Consider the following 15,356-nt stretch of genomic DNA (forward strand, 5'->3'; position numbering starts at 1 on the left):
AACTGGGAGTTTCGCAACTGCTTATCTGCACCTATCCGCACGCTGCGCTTGGCTTCGCGCGATTCTGCAAGACCGACTAGATAAGCGCGCTGAACGCGCTCGTCGGCGAGTGCCCGCGCGTCGCCGTGTTGCACAACCGCGCCGCCCTCCAGCACGTACGCGTAATCCGCGATCCGCAGCGTAACTTCCGCGTTCTGCTCGACCAGCAGCACATCGACGCCCGTATCGCGAATCACATGAATCACTCGCGCGATTTTCTCGACCACGGCTGGCGCGAGTCCGATGGTCGGCTCGTCGAGCAGCAACACACGTGGTGCGGCCATCAGCGCGCGCGCGACCGCCACCATCTGCTGCTGGCCGCCGCTCAGTGTCCCGGCGGGCGCGCCGAGTTTTGAAACTAGATCGGGAAAGTAGCCAAGACAGCGCTCGAGATCGACGCTTATCGCGCGCGCGTCGTTGCGGCAATAGGCGCCAAGCGCCAGGTTTTCGTGCACCGTCATGCTGCCGAACAGCCGTCGTCCTTCCGGCACGAGGGACATCCGCGCCGCACGCGCGTATCCGCCGATGCCGAATCCATCGCCTCCCCGTTCAGCGTCACGCTGCCCGCCTGCGCCGTGACGAGTCCCGCTACGAATCTCGAAGCTCAGATCGGATACGGCGAGCAATCCCCCGAAACGCCATGAGATATCCCGTGCTTCGAGCAGCGGCCTTGTTACGGATGTCTGCATCATGCGCCTCCGTTCGAGCGCATGAGCGTTGCGAGGCGCGCCTTCGCGCTCGTCATGCGGCCGTGCCAAGTCCTATGATGCCGCCCGGAAGGAGCAGCATCGCCAGCACGATGGCCGCGCCGTAGAAGATATGTTCGCTCGCGCCGAAGCTGAGCGTCACGCTGCCGAGCAACACGAGCAGCACCGCACCCGAAACCGGCCCGAGCGGATGATGCTCTCCGCCGACCTTCAGATACGCCAGCGCCAGCGTCGACAGCAGAAAGCCGAAATCGGGCGGGCTGATGACGTTGTTGGCGAACGCATGCAGCGAACCCGCAATGCCCGTCACGAAGCACGAGATGCAAAAGCACGCGATCTTTCACCAGATGCACGCGGATACCGACCGAGCGCACGACGTTCTCGTTGTCGCGAACGGCGATCAGCAACTTGCCGAACTGCGAGTTTTCGATCGCAAACAGCGCGAGCAACAGCACTCCGACGACCAGCACGACGAAGGCCGGAAACCCGGTGCCGTGCACGGGCGCCCTTTCGATGATCGACAGCCCCGCGCCGCCCTTCGCGCGCTTGAGGTGGTACGCGATCAGATCGTCGTTGATGTATTCGCCCGAAAACTACGTGGCATGCGCCGTTCTCACGACGCCATTCGGTTTCGGTATCTCCACCGAGCCGGTGCGGACCGGCGACAACCCGCCCTCAAACCTGTACGTTCCCCGGTTCTCACATGGCGAGGATTCGCGGCACCGCGGGCATCACGCAACCGATCGTTTGGACGTGATACCGCCGTCCACGGTGATGACCGTGCCCGTCGTATAGCTCGAATGCGGCGACGCGAGATAGACGAACAGATTGGCGATCTCCTCGACGGTCGCGGCGCGTCCCAGGGGATAATTCGAAAGCAGCTCGTCCGAGCGCGCTTCGTCGCCCAGCAAACGGGCGGCGTGGCCCTTGAGCACCTTCGCGATGCGCTCCGTTGCCACCGGTTCCGGGTTGACGCCGACCACGCGAATGCCGTCCTCCAGACTGCGGCCGCCGCGCGCGCATGTGAACGCCATCAACGCCGCATTGCCCGTCGAGCCGGCGATATAGTTGAAGTCGAAGTTCTGCCCGCCGCTTCCGATATTGTTCAGAATCACACCCCGTCCGCGCGACTTCATCTCGGTGTACATCGCCCGCGTCAGATTGATGTAACCGAAGACCTCAAGCTGCCAGCCTCGACGCCACTCGTCTTCGTTCACGTCCCATAGCGTTCCGCCGGGAATGGCGCCCGCATTGTTCACGAAGATGTCGGCATCGCGCGCGAACCCGACGATGTCGGTTATCGCACCGGGCGTCGTCATGTCGAGCGCGAACGTATCCACGTTCACGTCATACGTGGAGCGCAGTTCGTGAGCGAGCGTAGCGAGCCGGTCAGCCGTTGGGGCGACGAGCGACACGCGACAGCCTTCCCGGGCGAACGCGCGTGCAAGGCCCTCGCCAATGCCCTGCGACGCGCCGGTGATCAGCACGCGCCGGCCCCCTATGTTCATGTCCATGCAGCTCTCCCTGTCTCTCCATCGGTCCATTGAATGACCGCGTCGAACATCTGGCAATCGGTGTGGACCGCCAGTCCCGTACTTTGAAAGGATTCGCCGAAGCCGGCAGACATAGGCTGATCCTATTGCGGGCAAATCAAATCGGTATTTCCACATCGGGCGGGCGGAGTTTTAAACTTGGGGTATCGACAACCGATAGCGACTGACGCGCTGCAAGCACGCATGGAGGATTCGAATGAACCTGGAAAGCGCCGTCGACATCGTCGCGCCGACTTCCGTGGCCGCCCTCGCCGCCACGCTCGACTACGACGCCGCGCCTGCCGAGCGCGAAGCCTTGCCGCCGCTATGGCACTGGATCTTCTTCCGGCCGACTGTGAGGCAATCGCTGATCGCCGCGGACGGTCACCCGCAGAAAGGCGGCTTTCTTCCCGACCTCGGCCTGCCGCGCCGCATGTGGGCCGGCGGCCGGTTGCGCTTTCCCGCGCCGGTGATCGTCGGCGAGCGCATCACGCGTGAATCGCGCGTTCTCAAGACAAGCGAGAAGCAGGGACGAACCGGCAGGCTCGGCTTCGTGACGGTAGGGCATCGCATCGCGTGCGGCGGGACGCTTGCGATCGAGGAAGAGCACGACATCGTGTACCGCGAAGCGGGCACGCCGGCATCGGCGCCCACCGCCGCGCCTGCCGATCAAGCATGGCATCGCACACTGATACCCGAAGAAACGCTTCTGTTCCGCTATTCCGCCCTGACCTTCAACGCGCATCGCATCCATTACGACACGCCCTATGTCACGCAGACGGAAGGCTATCCCGGACTCGTCGTGCATGGCCCCTTGATCGCGACGCTGTTGATGGACCTGCTCAGGCGTCGGCTTCCCGACGCTACCGTGCGCGAATTCTCCTTCAAGGCGCTGCGCCCCTGCTTCGCCGGAAACCCGTTGCATTTGTGCGGCCAGCCCTCGGCCGATGGCAAGTCCATCGAATTGTGGTCGAAGGATCACGAAGGCTGGCTCGGCATGACCGCGCGCGCCATGCTCGACTAACCAATACGACACGTCATGATCGAAACCACCGACGCCTATCAGGACATTCGCGACGCCGTGCGCGATCTCTGCAAGCAGTTCTCCAGTGAATACTTCCGCAAGGTCGACGAAGTGCGCGGCTATCCCGAAGCCTTCGTCGATGCGCTCACGAAAGCGGGTTGGCTCGCCGCCCTGATACCGCAGGAGTACGGCGGCTCGGGTCTGGGTCTCACGGAAGCGTCCGTCATCATGGAGGAAATCAATCGTTCGGGGGGCAACTCGGGCGCGTGTCACGGCCAGATGTATAACATGGGCACCCTGCTTCGGCACGGCTCGGCCGAGCAGAAGAAACGCTATCTGCCAAAGATCGCATCGGGCGAACTGCGTCTGCAGTCGATGGGCGTGACCGAGCCGACCACCGGCACCGACACCACGAAGATCAAGACCACTGCCGAAAGGAAGGGCGACCGTTATGTCATCAACGGCCAGAAGGTCTGGATCTCGCGCGTGCAGCATTCCGATCTGATGATCCTGCTCGCACGCACGACGCCGCTCGCGGACGTGAAGAAGAAGAGCGAAGGCATGTCGATCTTCATCGTCGATCTGCGCGACGCCGTCGGCCACGGTCTCACGGTCCAGCCGATCATCAACATGGTGAACCATGAGACCAACGAACTGTTCTTCGACAATCTGGAAATTCCTGCCGCGAACCTCATTGGCGAAGAGGGGATGGGCTTCAAATACATTCTCGACGGATTGAACGCGGAACGCACGCTGATCGCGGCGGAATGTATCGGCGATGGTTACTGGTTCATCGACAAGGTGAGCGAATACGTGAAGGAGCGCGTCGTGTTCGGACGGCCCATCGGACAGAACCAGGGCGTGCAGTTTCCGATTGCACGGTCATACGTCAATGTCGAAGCGGCCAATCTGATGCGCTTCAAGGCGTGTGAACTCTTCGACGGGCACAAGCCCTGCGGCGCGCAAGCCAACATGGCGAAGCTGCTTGCCGCCGATGCATCGTGGGAAGCGGCCAACGCCTGCCTGCAGTTTCACGGCGGCTTCGGCTTCGCAGCGGAATACGACGTGGAGCGCAAGTTCCGGGAGACCCGTCTCTATCAGGTCGCGCCCATCTCGACCAATCTCATTCTGTCGTACGTGGCCGAACATATTCTCGGCTTGCCGCGTTCGTTCTGAAGGGGCATCGCCATGCGTCCGCTGCAAGGAATCAAGGTCGTCACGCTGGAACAGGCGATCGCCGCGCCCTTCTGCACGCGTCAGCTCGCCGACATGGGCGCGCGCGTGATCAAGATCGAACGTCCCGGCGCGGGCGACTTCGCACGTGGCAACGACGAGCGCGTGTCGGGCCCGTCGTCGCATTTCGTATGGACGAACCGGTCGAAGGAAAGCATCACGCTCGATGTGAAGCAGTCATCGGCGCTCGACATCATCCACAAGCTGCTCGCCGATGCCGACGTGTTCGTGCAGAATCTCGCGCCAGGCGCAACGCAACGTCTGGGGCTGGACTTTGCCGCATTGAGCGCGCGCTATCCCCGTCTGATCGTCTGCGACATATCCGGCTACGGCGCGGATGGCCCGATGCGCGACAAGAAAGCGTACGACTTGCTGATCTAGAGCGAATCGGGTTTTCTGAGCGTCACGGGATCGGAAGACGAACCTGCCAAAGCAGGCTGCTCGATCGCGGATATCGCCGCCGGCATGTATGCGTACACCAATATTCTCGGAGCGATCATCGAGAGTGAAGGGATGGCCTGCAAACACGATATCGCCGCCGAACCGATCACGCGCGAGGAGATTCATCACCGGCAGATCGAGATGCACGGCTATCGCCGCAGCGATGGCTTGTTCGAAGTAAGCGCCAGCCTTGCCGATTCCAAGACTGGCGACTTCACGCTGCCCGGCGGTGCACGCCTGATAAACGCCCGATCACCCATTCACGATTTGGGCGTCACACTGTTGTTCGACAAAGACATGATCGTTCGCGAGGTTCAGACGTTCGTCCGATCTCATCCGTACGCATCGTGCCAGGGTGGCGGCGACACGCTAGAGGCTTTGGTCGGCATGCGTATTGGCCCAGGCTGGAACAGTGAAGTGCGCAAGCGTCTGCCACCAAGCGATACTTGCACGCAGCTGAAGGAATTGCTCGGCCCGCTCGCGAGCACCGCATATCAGACCATGGTCACCGAACGCCCATCCGCATTGGACGAGCGCGACGTCCGCGGGAAGCCTCGCAAGGTCGATAGCTGCCATGCGTACGGCGCGTCGCGTGAATTGGTCAAGACGCTATGGCCGGAATACCACGTGCTGAAGAAGATGTGACCGCATCAAGATGCGCTCAGCATCCATGTTGCCGAGCAAGACTGGTTCAACCGGAGGCCCAATCCGTGAGGAATGTCGGCACTTCTGTTACGTCGCGGCAAGCTTCTTGCTAAGTGACGGGTCTGCTCTCTCTGCCCACGTCCATGCAAGTCGCACCCCGGCGTCTTTCGTTCGCAAGCCAGCTTGCCGTGTTCTGGGCACTGGTCGCCGTCATGTGCGCGGTCCTGATCGGGCTCGTGTGGTTCATGGCGCAGGCGAACGGTGGCCGGCAGATCGATCTCGCCCGCGCGCAAAGTCTCGCAGGCTGCGAAGCAGTGGCGTCGCGCTACGACGTGTCCGTCGATGCGACGGCAGACGCTCCGCCCAACATCGACCTGATGCACGCGATTCTCGATGTCGTGCTTGCGCAGATGCAGGGCGTCGAAGGCGGTTTCTGGATTGCGTCGGCGAACGCACGTGGTACGTTCACTGCGTATGCGTTCCCGACCTATCGCGGCAGCGGCATCAAGCGCGACGTGCCCGAAGCCGAAACGCCGCTGATCCTGCGCACACTGCGCCAGGTTGCATCGACGCACGCCGCGACGACGGAATTCGTCGTCAGCGACGAGGATGCGGTCATCGTCGCCGCTTGCGAGGTGCCGCATCGCCCGGCATTGCTCGCCTGGACGCTCACGCGCACGCACCCGCCGCTCGGGCCTTACGGACGCCCATTGGTGACCGGGCTGGCGGTGCTGCTGGCGGTGATCGTCGCGATTGCAATCGCGCTGGGCATCGTGCTGCGGCGCTGGCGCGCGAATCTGGCGCACATCGGGGAAAGTCTTGCGCGAAACGCCGGTACGCTTCAACCGATCGCTCCGACCGGCGAGCCTGATCTCGACAAAATCGTCGCCGCCTTCAACTCGCACCTTACCCGTACGACCGCGTTGCAACAGGAAGCGGGCGAGCTGAACGCGCGGCTTGCCCACGCCGAGCGCTTCGCGATGCTCGGGCAACTCGCGGCGCAGGTCGCGCATGAGATCCGCAACCCGATCGGCGCGATGCGGCTGAAGGCCGAGAATGCCCTCGCCGGAGAACCGGAGCGCCGCGAACGCGCGCTGAGTGCGATTCTCGAACAGATCGAGCGCGTAGAGTCGCAGCTTTCGGGACTGCTCGTGCTGACGCAACCGATCCGTATCGATGCGCATGACGTCCCGCTCGCAGCGTGGCTTGCCGAACGTATCGAGGTGAATCGCGACGCGGCGCAACGCGCGGGCGTGACGCTCGAAGTGGGTGCCGCGCCGCAAGGCCCGGCGCGCTTCGACGCGCAGCAGCTCGCGCGCTCGCTCGACAATCTTCTGCTCAACGCGATACGTCATGCGCCGCACGGCGGTCGCGTCACGCTGAGCGCCACACGCAGCGCCGAAAGCCTCAAAATCGAAGTCGCCGACAACGGCCCGGGCGTGCCGGCGGCCGAACGCGAGCGTATCTTCGAGCCGTTCGTGACGGGCCACGCGCTCGGGTCCGGGCTTGGGCTGGCGGTCGTGCGCGAGATCGCAGCAGCGCATGGCGGCCGCGCGTACTGCGCCGCGTCCGGCGACGAGAATGAACCCGGCGCGCGCTTCATAATCGAGATTCCATGACCCGCATCCTGATCGTCGACGATGACGACGCCTTTCGCGAAAGCCTCGCCGAAACGCTGACCGACCTCGGCCACGAGACGATCGAGGCGTCGAATGGCCACGACGCGCTGCGCATCTTCGCGACGGACGCGCCGCTCGATTGCGCGTTCCTCGACTTCCGCATGACCGACATGAGTGGCATCGACGTCCTCGAGCGGCTGCGCGAGATGCCTTCGCGCAGCACGCTGCCGGTGGTCGTGCTGACCGCCTTCGCGACGAGCGACAACACCATCCACGCGATGCGCCTCGGCGCGTTCGAGCATCTGACGAAGCCGGTCGGGCGCGACGCGATCGCCGCGCTCCTCGCCAACATCGACGAAAGCAGCGAACCCGACCCGCGCGGCGACGCGCCTCGTATTGAAGAGGACAGTGGCGAGCCGCGTCTGATCGGCGCGAGCGATGCGCTGCGCGAAGTGCAGAAGCAGATCGGCCGCGCGGCCGCCAGCGATTCGACCGTGCTGATTACCGGCGAAACCGGCACCGGCAAGGAAGTCGCGGCGCGCGTGCTGCACGATGCGTCGAAGCGTCATGGCGGGCCGTTCGTCGCGATCAATTGCGCGGCGATTCCTGCAGAGCTGCTCGAAAGCGAGCTCTTCGGCCACACGAAGGGCGCGTTCACCGGCGCGGTAGCGGAGCGAGCGGGACGCTTCGTCGAGGCGCGGGGCGGGACGCTCTTTCTCGATGAAATCGGCGACATGCCGCTCTCGATGCAGGCGAAACTCTTGCGCGCGATCCAGGAGCGCGCCGTGATGCCGCTTGGCGCGAACCGTCCAGTCGATATCGATGTGCGGATCGTCGCCGCGACGCATCGCGACCTGCAAGCTGAAGTCGTCGCGCGGACCTTTCGCGAGGACCTGTTCTACCGGCTCAACGTGATACCGGTCCACTTGCCGCCGCTGCGCGACCGGCCGGTCGATATCCTGCCGCTCGCGCGGCGTTTTCTCGCGTTGGCGGTTTCAGCAGGAAGCGCGGCACGCACGCTGAGTGCGGGCGCCGAACGGCAGCTTCTGGGCCACACGTGGCCCGGCAACGTTCGCGAATTGAAGAACGCGATGGAGCGCGTGCAGGCGCTTGCGCGCGGTGCGCTTGTGACGGAAGACGACCTCGCTTTTCTCGATGCGTCGGCGGTACCGGCGCAAGCGGTCGCGTTGCACGATGCGCTTCTGGACTTGCCGCTGCCCGAGGCCGTCGAACGACTCGAACGCGCAGCGATCGAGCGAGCGCTTGTCGCTTCGTCGGGCAATCGCGCGGAAGCAGCGCGCAGACTCGGTATCAGCCGGCAGTCGCTCTATACGAAACTCGCGGCCTACGGATTGGGCTGAAAGGTGTCCATCTTCCTGACACCCGCTGTCAGGAAGATGGACACCTACATTTGTCGCGACGACCGCTCAGGCCCGTCGCGCAAGGCTCGCGCACATGGCATGTCACTTGCCCCTGTCACCGCACCCTCACTGCGGACACGTCGAGCAAACCATGCATGCAACCGTCTCTCTCATCCGGAGCGCCGTCGGGTTGGCGCTGATCGCGGGCGCTGTCGGATGCGCCGCGCAGAATCCCGGCGCCGCGAATACCGAAGCGCCACCGTCGCCTCCCGCCTTGGCGAATGACGCAGCGCCTCCGCCGCGCGCGGTTCTGCCCCGCAAGATTCCCGACAGCGCGGTCGTTTCGAGCGCGGCGGGCGTTGTGAAGCGCTACACCATCAACCCCGAAGGCGATATCGACGGCCTCTTGCTTGCCGACGACACGCTGATCAATTTCCCGCCGCATCTCGGCGGGCAAGTGGCGGCGACGGTCGCCCCGGGCGAGAGCGTCCGCGCGACCGGCTTCTCGGCCTCGGCCGGCAGCCTGCGCGCCCAGCAGATCGCCAACGCTGCGAGCGGGCGGACCGTCATCGATCAACCGCCTCCCGCGGATACCCCGCGGCTGCCGAAGGCGCTGCGCGGCGTGGGCCTTGTTAAGCTCGACGTAAGCGGCCGCGTGCTGCGCGCGACAACAGCGCCGCGTGGCGAACCCGACGGCGTGCTGCTCGCCGACGGCACCATCGTCAAGCTGACGCCACCTGTCGCGTTGCAGTTTCCGAATCTGCTGCAAGCGGGCGCGACGATCGCCGCGCGCGGCTATGGCACGCGCAACCGCTATGGCGCGGCGCTGCAGGCGACGTCGTTCGGTACACCGGGCCATCTCACGTCGCTCTACGGCACGTCCGTCGACTAAGCACTTTTATCCACAACCACCTCTACACGGAGTCAAAAGCATGCATTGGATCGATCCCGCCTGCCTGCCCGAAACACGCGGCCGCGTCACCTGCTTCCTGCTGAATTCGCACGGCGATCTCGACGGCCTGATCCTCGATCACAAGCGGCAAGTCCATTTCCCGCCGCATCTGTCGAAGCAGGTTGCGAAGCACATCGCGCCTGGCGACGCGATCCGTGTGCGGGGCGTGAAGCCGCGCGATGCGGACCTGATCGCGGCTGTGTTGCTGACGTCGAAGCAGGGCGTCGAGATACTCGATCAGGGTCCGGATCACGACGCGCCGAAGCGCGAGAAGCCGGAAGGCCGCCCGATGGACGTGCAGGGCGCGGTCGTGCTGTCGCTCCATGGTCCGAAAGGCGAGTTGCGCGGCGCGCTGCTCGACGATGGCACGTCGCTGCGCATGCCGCCGCACGCGGCCGCCGAGCTTACCGAGTACCTGAGCCCCGGTGCGCACGTGCAGGCGTGGGGACACGGCGTGAAGACGCGGCATGGACGCACGATCGAAGTCCACGAGATCGCCGAACTCGTCGACGCTGAAGAAACTGTGTAGCGAGGGAGCCGACGTGATATCGCCCGATGCCTCCGCGCTCCCGACTGATGGTCGTGTCGAATGAAACCCGCCCGCGCGCTCGAACTGCTCAACTTCTTCATGGCCGACGTTCAGGCGGGCATCGGACCGTTTCTCGGCGTCTTCCTGCAAGCGCGCGGCTGGGGCACGGACGCGATCGGCACGGTCATGACGATCGGCGGCATTGCCGGCGTGTTCGCGAGTTCACCGGCGGGCTGACGACGCTTGCTTCGGGGTTGCTCTGGATCTCGCACGCGTACTGGACGGTCGCGGCCTCGCAAGTGGCGACGGCGGTAACGGGTGCCGCGCTCGGGCCCGCGATGGCGGGCATTACGCTCGGCATCGTGCGCCAGCGCGGCTTCGACCGGCAGTTCGGCCGCAATCAGGTCGCCAATCACGCCGGCAACGTGGCGGGCGCGGCGCTTTCGGGCTGGCTCGGCTGGCGCTTCGGCTTCGGCGCGGTGTTCGCGTTGAGCGCGGTTTTCGGCTTGCTGACGGTGATCGCGGTATTGACGATCCGGCGCGACGCCATCGATCACGACAGTGCGCGCGGCCTCGATTCAGGCGCTCAATCTGCTGTTCGCGACGACCCCGACACCAAGGGACTGCGCATCCTGCTGCACTGCCGGCCGCTTCTGCTGCTGGCCGCCTCGCTGCTGCTGTTCCACCTCGGCAATGCCGCGATGCTGCCGCTCTACGGCATGGCGATCGTTGCCTCGCATCAGGCCGATCCGAGCGCGTTCACGGCCGAGACGATCGTCATCGCGCAAGGGGTGATGGTCGGGGCGGCGCTTGTCGCGAGCCGGCTGATCCGCTGGCGCGGCTACTGGTGGGTGATTCTCGCGACCTTTCTCGCGCTGCCGCTGCGCGGCGTGATCGCGGCGACGCTCATCACGCCATGGGGCGTTTGGCCGGTGCAGGCGCTCGACGGCATCGGCGCGGGATTGCAAAGCGTCGCGGTGCCGGCGCTGGTCGTGCGGCTAATGCAGGGGACGGGCCGCGTGAACGTGGCGCAGGGCGTGGTGATGACGGTGCAGGGCATCGGTGCCGCGCTGAGTCCGGCGCTCGGTGGTGTGCTGGCGCATCGATTCGGTTACTCGTCCGCGTTTCTCGTGCTGGGTGCGGTATCGGTAGGGTCGCTTGCGTTGTGGCTGTACTTCGCGTCATCGCTCAGGCATGCATGTCGCGTCGATGCGGATGCTGATCGAAGTGCGCCCGGCGCTACGCAACCACTCACTTGAATCGCGGACCGGACAAAGCGACTTCGATCCTTCTTTGATGGGCCGTCGCGGCCGCTGCGACGGCGAGCGTCTATCCCATGTTCCAGGCGCAGGCCGTTTGGTTCGTCGCGTCCTATTTTCTGATGATTGGCAGCTGAGTGCTGGTCCACATCGATGAAGGTGCATTGCCGACGCTCATCGGCGCCTGCGGCATGGCGGCGCTCACGCTGGCGATTCTGCGAGACAGGCGGCGTACTGCGGCGCTTTCGCCGAAAGCCTCACGAAATAAACCGACCGTGCGGCCACGGTAATTCTTGAGCGGGCGCTGTCGACAAATCGACAGCGCGCCGGTCTAACTGCGTCCTGGGGTGCTTGCGATCTGCACGAAAGCTGACCGCCTATCCTATCACTGCCCCCCCTCGTGAATCGTCAGCGCGTTCTTCACGGACGTGACACCAGAAACCCCCTTCGCTATCGAGCCTGCCTTCTCGATCTGGGAAGCATCCATGACGCCTCCAGCGAGCGTCACTGCTCCATTTTTTGCGAGCACGTTGATGCCCGTGGTATCGACTCCACCCTTTGAAAGTGCCTTGAGAACTTTATCGCTGAGTGCCCGATTCGCCTTCCTGACCGCCGCCTTGGAGGTGTTTTGCGTTGCCGTCGATGCGGCAGGGGATTCGCTGCTCTGTGACCAGGCATTGCAGGATGCGACGACAACCAACACAACACCAACCAGCCTGAGTCTTCCGATCGCGTTCATTGCCAGCTCCATTATCAGTATGCTAAGGACAGACCCTTTCCTTGATGCCTTCGTGTCAACGTGCCCATGATTAATACCATATGCGTGGATGCACCCGGCGGCATTCTTCTCCATCTGCGATCGGTCGGGAAAAAGTAAATTGGCGATACAAACACCGCAAACTTTGCCTTTTTTGCCGTCTTGAAGATTCGCGGCTCCGCCGCACCCAGTTCTTGTAACTCTTACTTAAGACATCGACTTGCGGGTCGATTAAATCACAACTGTCTCAGTTCGATCAAAGGACACTTCGGCCCTCCAATGGCGTGCATGACGGCTCGCCCACTTTCATCGACCTGAGCCTCTCCGATCAGATTAGGAAACGAGGAACTGGAAAGCAACGACGGGCCGGCAGATTTCGATGATGCATCGACGTTCCTGCACTGGGACGCTTGATGAGTTCGCATCCTGACTCCGCGTGCACGCTATTAACAAGTCAATGAATAACAAGCCAACGCGACCGTCGAGATCAGTTCACAAGATTCAATTTGCGCGACATCCTTTCTCTGCAGAGCAAGGCCGCGACGAGTGCCGAGAGTTCTCTCCGGCGGCAAACTGCACGCAATGTTCTCGACGGTGCCAGTTTTCGCGGCGCGTCCGTTCGCGCCACGTTTCGCGCAGTTTAGGTTCCCTGTCGGGGCCAAGCCGACATCCGAATCACGACGAATCGCGCGAACAAATGGCGGCAGATGGGCCAACGCCGGGCTATTCAAGATATCCTTGTACCCGCCAGAGAGGCTGCACGGCCTCGTTAGCGCGGTCAAAGGTGGGACAATCGAGAGCTGTTTTCGACATCGCGACCGGCGAGTGATGGGTTTTGACAGACAGGATCGTGCGGCTCGCACGCTTGCATCGAAAGCGCGCCGCGCTCTTTCGCCACGCATCTGAGGGCCTTGGTGGAGGGCCGACCGCGTCGACTTCCGACGCCCACATATCATCGACGTGCATCAGCAAGTGACATCAGCTTTTCGGGAGCCGTCTCGGCGTGCTGGAACGCCTCCGTACAATCGTTGGAACGTGAACTCCATCGCGCACCAGTTCCTTGAGGTAAGCCTGTTGCATTCGAAATTCCCAGAACGTGGCGGCCCGTTACTGGCACTACGTTGCTTTTGTGAGCTATACATCGGTTAGTACCTATCCTGCGCAGCACGATTCGCGAGGTATCGTCTTGACTAAGGACTCGGCCAAAAGTAGCGTTGCGGCGCTAACGCTAGGCGCCATCGGCATTGTCTATGGAGACATTGGGACCAGTCCGCTATACACGATGAAGGAGGTATTCGCCAAGCATCACGGCATCGCGCCGAACCACGCTAACGTGCTGGGCGTTGTGTCGTTGATTCTGTGGGGGTTGATATTTGTCATTTCACTCAAATACGTGACCCTGGTTTTACGGGCAGACAATCGCGGCGAGGGCGGCATCATGGCGATGACGGCGCTGGCCCTATCTTCGGTCACCAAGCAATCTCGCTGGCATTACCCGGTGATGCTGCTGGGTATGGTCGGTGCTGGCCTGTTCTTCGGTGACGGCGTGATTACCCCGGCCATCTCCGTCTTATCGGCTATCGAGGGGCTGGAGGAGGCGACCCCTGCTCTCCGGCCGTACGTCATTCCCGCGACCTTGGCCGTGCTCGTAGCCCTATATGTGGCGCAACGCCGGGGCACGGGCGGCATCGGCAAATGTTTCGGTCCGATTGTGCTTGTCTGGTTCATTACACTTGCCGTAATGGGCGTCGTCAATATTTCTCGGAACCCCGTCGTCCTGGCCGCGTTTAACCCGCTACATGCCTTGGGCTTTCTGATTCGCAATGGTTGGCTGGCTTTCGTAGCACTCGGTGCGGTGGTGCTAGCGCTCACCGGTGCGGAGGCGCTATATGCCGACATGGGTCATTTCGGGAAAAAGTCAGTCCGGTTGGCGTGGTTCTCTATTGTCTTTCCCGCGCTAGCCCTTAATTATCTTGGTCAGGGTGCCTTGCTGTTATCCAATCCGGCAGCAGTTGCCAATCCGTTTTTCCAGCAACTGGGCTCCTGGAGCGTTTACCCGCTGGTTGTGCTCTCGACCATGGCGACTGTCATTGCGTCACAGGCAACAATCTCAGGAGCTTTCTCCGTTACGCAGCAAGCGATTTCGCTGGGCTTTCTGCCTCGTATGCGCATTCGCCAGACGTCCGAAAGCGAAAAGGGACAAATCTACATCCCACTCATAAATTGGTTGCAACTCGCAGCTGTCGTATTGGCCGTAATCGGCTTCGGCTCCTCGTCGAATCTGGCTTCGGCTTATGGAATTGCGGCTACCGCCACCATGCTGACAACGACGTTGCTGACCTTTTTTGTCGTTCGTTTCGGCTGGAAATATCCGGTGTTTCTTTCCGTGGCAGCGACAGGCGCTTTTTTGACGATTGACGTGGCGCTGTTCTCCTCGACGAGTTGAAAATCATCAGCGGCGGCTGGTTCACCTTGAGTATCAGCGCGTTCATGGTTACCGTCATGATGACGTGGAGGACGGGACGGGAGCTGGTATTTCAAAGCCTCCAGCGACATCTAATTCCCATCGATGTCTTCCTGCAGTCATTGTTCATCAATCCGCCGCTGCGCGTTGCAGGCACTGCCATATTTTTCCGCGCCGAAGGCGAAGGAGTGCCACACGCGCTATTGCATAACCTGCTGCATAACAAGGTACTGCATGAACGAACCATATTCTTGACAGTACACGCGGCCGATATCCCAAGAATTCCTGACGGAGAGCGGATCAAGATTGTGCAGCTTGGCCACAATTGCTATCAGCTCAACGTGCACTATGGTTTTTCGGACGAGCGCGACATACCACGCGCTTTGGAGCGATGTAATCAGGTTGGATTGCAGATTGACCCTATGCAGACCTCCTTCTTCATCGCCCGCCAGACAGTGCTTGCCACTCCAAAAGCTGGCATGGCACTGTGGCGCGAAGCCTTGTATGCCTCAATGGCCCGTAACGCACGAGACGCCGCAGACTACTTCACTCAAGAGTGCCGAGTTCGGCACAGTCTTGGGGTTATGTGGCCAGTCGGAACATCTCGAAGGTGTCAGGGTCCTGCCTTTCGGCGATGAATTTCGCGAAGAAATTGGTTTTGGCGCTATTCACGAGAAATTCGGGCAGGCATTGTCGTAGTGCACTGGCGACAACCAACTCCGATGGAGGGATGCCGGGACGGATGGTGCGCAGCCAGGATCCAAAGGAACTCCAGACGAGTGAAGGGAATACCG

Annotated in this window: 11 protein-coding genes and 4 pseudogenes; 10 read left to right on the top strand and 5 right to left on the bottom strand. The window is 62.4% G+C overall.

Going from position 1 to position 15,356, the window contains the following annotated elements:
* The 3 genes from AWB81_RS48575 to AWB81_RS34815 all read right to left on the bottom strand — a co-directional run.
* Positions 1-731, bottom strand: a 731-nt coding sequence (locus tag AWB81_RS48575; RefSeq protein WP_327373033.1) for an ABC transporter ATP-binding protein, incomplete at its 3' end; no start/stop codon positions are given.
* Between the two features lie 49 nt (positions 732-780).
* Positions 781-1,056 (bottom strand): ABC transporter permease, encoded by a 276-nt coding sequence (locus AWB81_RS47400; protein WP_062642127.1) that lies wholly within the window; start codon positions 1,054-1,056, stop codon positions 781-783.
* Between the two features lie 421 nt (positions 1,057-1,477).
* Complete coding sequence (locus AWB81_RS34815; protein ID WP_062642132.1) at positions 1,478-2,260, bottom strand: SDR family oxidoreductase; 783 nt, start codon at positions 2,258-2,260, stop codon at positions 1,478-1,480.
* A 235-nt stretch (positions 2,261-2,495) separates the two neighbouring features.
* Here AWB81_RS34815 and AWB81_RS34820 point away from each other — a divergent pair, with 235 nt between their 5' ends.
* The 9 genes and pseudogenes from AWB81_RS34820 (at position 2,496) to AWB81_RS34860 (ending at position 11,341) form a co-directional block, all read left to right on the top strand.
* Complete coding sequence (locus AWB81_RS34820) at positions 2,496-3,302, top strand: HTD2 family dehydratase (protein WP_062642134.1); 807 nt, start codon at positions 2,496-2,498, stop codon at positions 3,300-3,302.
* 15 nt (positions 3,303-3,317) lie between these two features.
* Positions 3,318-4,478, top strand: coding sequence for an acyl-CoA dehydrogenase family protein (locus tag AWB81_RS34825; protein WP_062642136.1), 1,161 nt, complete (start codon positions 3,318-3,320; stop codon positions 4,476-4,478).
* 12 nt (positions 4,479-4,490) lie between these two features.
* Positions 4,491-5,039: pseudogene (locus tag AWB81_RS34830) on the top strand (CaiB/BaiF CoA transferase family protein); the annotation flags it as partial.
* Positions 5,040-5,048: 9 nt separating this feature from the next.
* Positions 5,049-5,621 (top strand): DUF2889 domain-containing protein, encoded by a 573-nt coding sequence (locus AWB81_RS34835; RefSeq protein WP_062642145.1) that lies wholly within the window; start codon positions 5,049-5,051, stop codon positions 5,619-5,621.
* A 143-nt stretch (positions 5,622-5,764) separates the two neighbouring features.
* Positions 5,765-7,240: a sensor histidine kinase gene (locus AWB81_RS34840; RefSeq protein ID WP_062642138.1), complete on the top strand. Its 1,476-nt coding sequence runs from the start codon at positions 5,765-5,767 to the stop codon at positions 7,238-7,240.
* On the top strand, positions 7,237-8,601 hold the full coding sequence (locus tag AWB81_RS34845; RefSeq protein ID WP_062642141.1) for a sigma-54-dependent transcriptional regulator: 1,365 nt from the start codon (positions 7,237-7,239) through the stop codon (positions 8,599-8,601). Before AWB81_RS34840 ends, AWB81_RS34845 begins: the two co-directional genes overlap by 4 nt.
* 151 nt (positions 8,602-8,752) lie before the next feature.
* Positions 8,753-9,493 carry a hypothetical protein gene (locus AWB81_RS34850; protein WP_235026068.1) on the top strand — a complete coding sequence of 247 codons (741 nt, stop codon included), beginning with the start codon at positions 8,753-8,755 and terminating at the stop codon, positions 9,491-9,493.
* Positions 9,494-9,533: 40 nt separating this feature from the next.
* Entirely contained in the window at positions 9,534-10,082 is a 549-nt protein-coding gene (locus AWB81_RS34855; RefSeq protein WP_062642143.1) for a hypothetical protein, read from the top strand.
* 60 nt (positions 10,083-10,142) lie between these two features.
* Positions 10,143-11,341 (top strand): annotated as a pseudogene (locus tag AWB81_RS34860) (MFS transporter).
* Positions 11,342-11,726: 385 nt separating this feature from the next.
* Here the strand turns inward: AWB81_RS34860 and AWB81_RS34865 are convergent.
* Positions 11,727-12,080, bottom strand: a complete 354-nt coding sequence (locus tag AWB81_RS34865) for a BON domain-containing protein (protein WP_062642149.1) — start codon at positions 12,078-12,080, stop codon at positions 11,727-11,729.
* Between the two features lie 1,204 nt (positions 12,081-13,284).
* Here AWB81_RS34865 and AWB81_RS34875 point away from each other — a divergent pair.
* A pseudogene (locus AWB81_RS34875) lies at positions 13,285-15,200 on the top strand (potassium transporter Kup).
* Here the strand turns inward: AWB81_RS34875 and AWB81_RS47405 are convergent.
* A pseudogene (locus AWB81_RS47405) lies at positions 15,145-15,356 on the bottom strand (IS4-like element ISCku4 family transposase); the annotation flags it as partial. The pseudogenes AWB81_RS34875 and AWB81_RS47405 overlap by 56 nt on opposite strands.

It is taken from the genome of Caballeronia arationis (genome assembly GCF_001544975.2).
GTDB classification, from domain to species: domain Bacteria; phylum Pseudomonadota; class Gammaproteobacteria; order Burkholderiales; family Burkholderiaceae; genus Caballeronia; species Caballeronia arationis.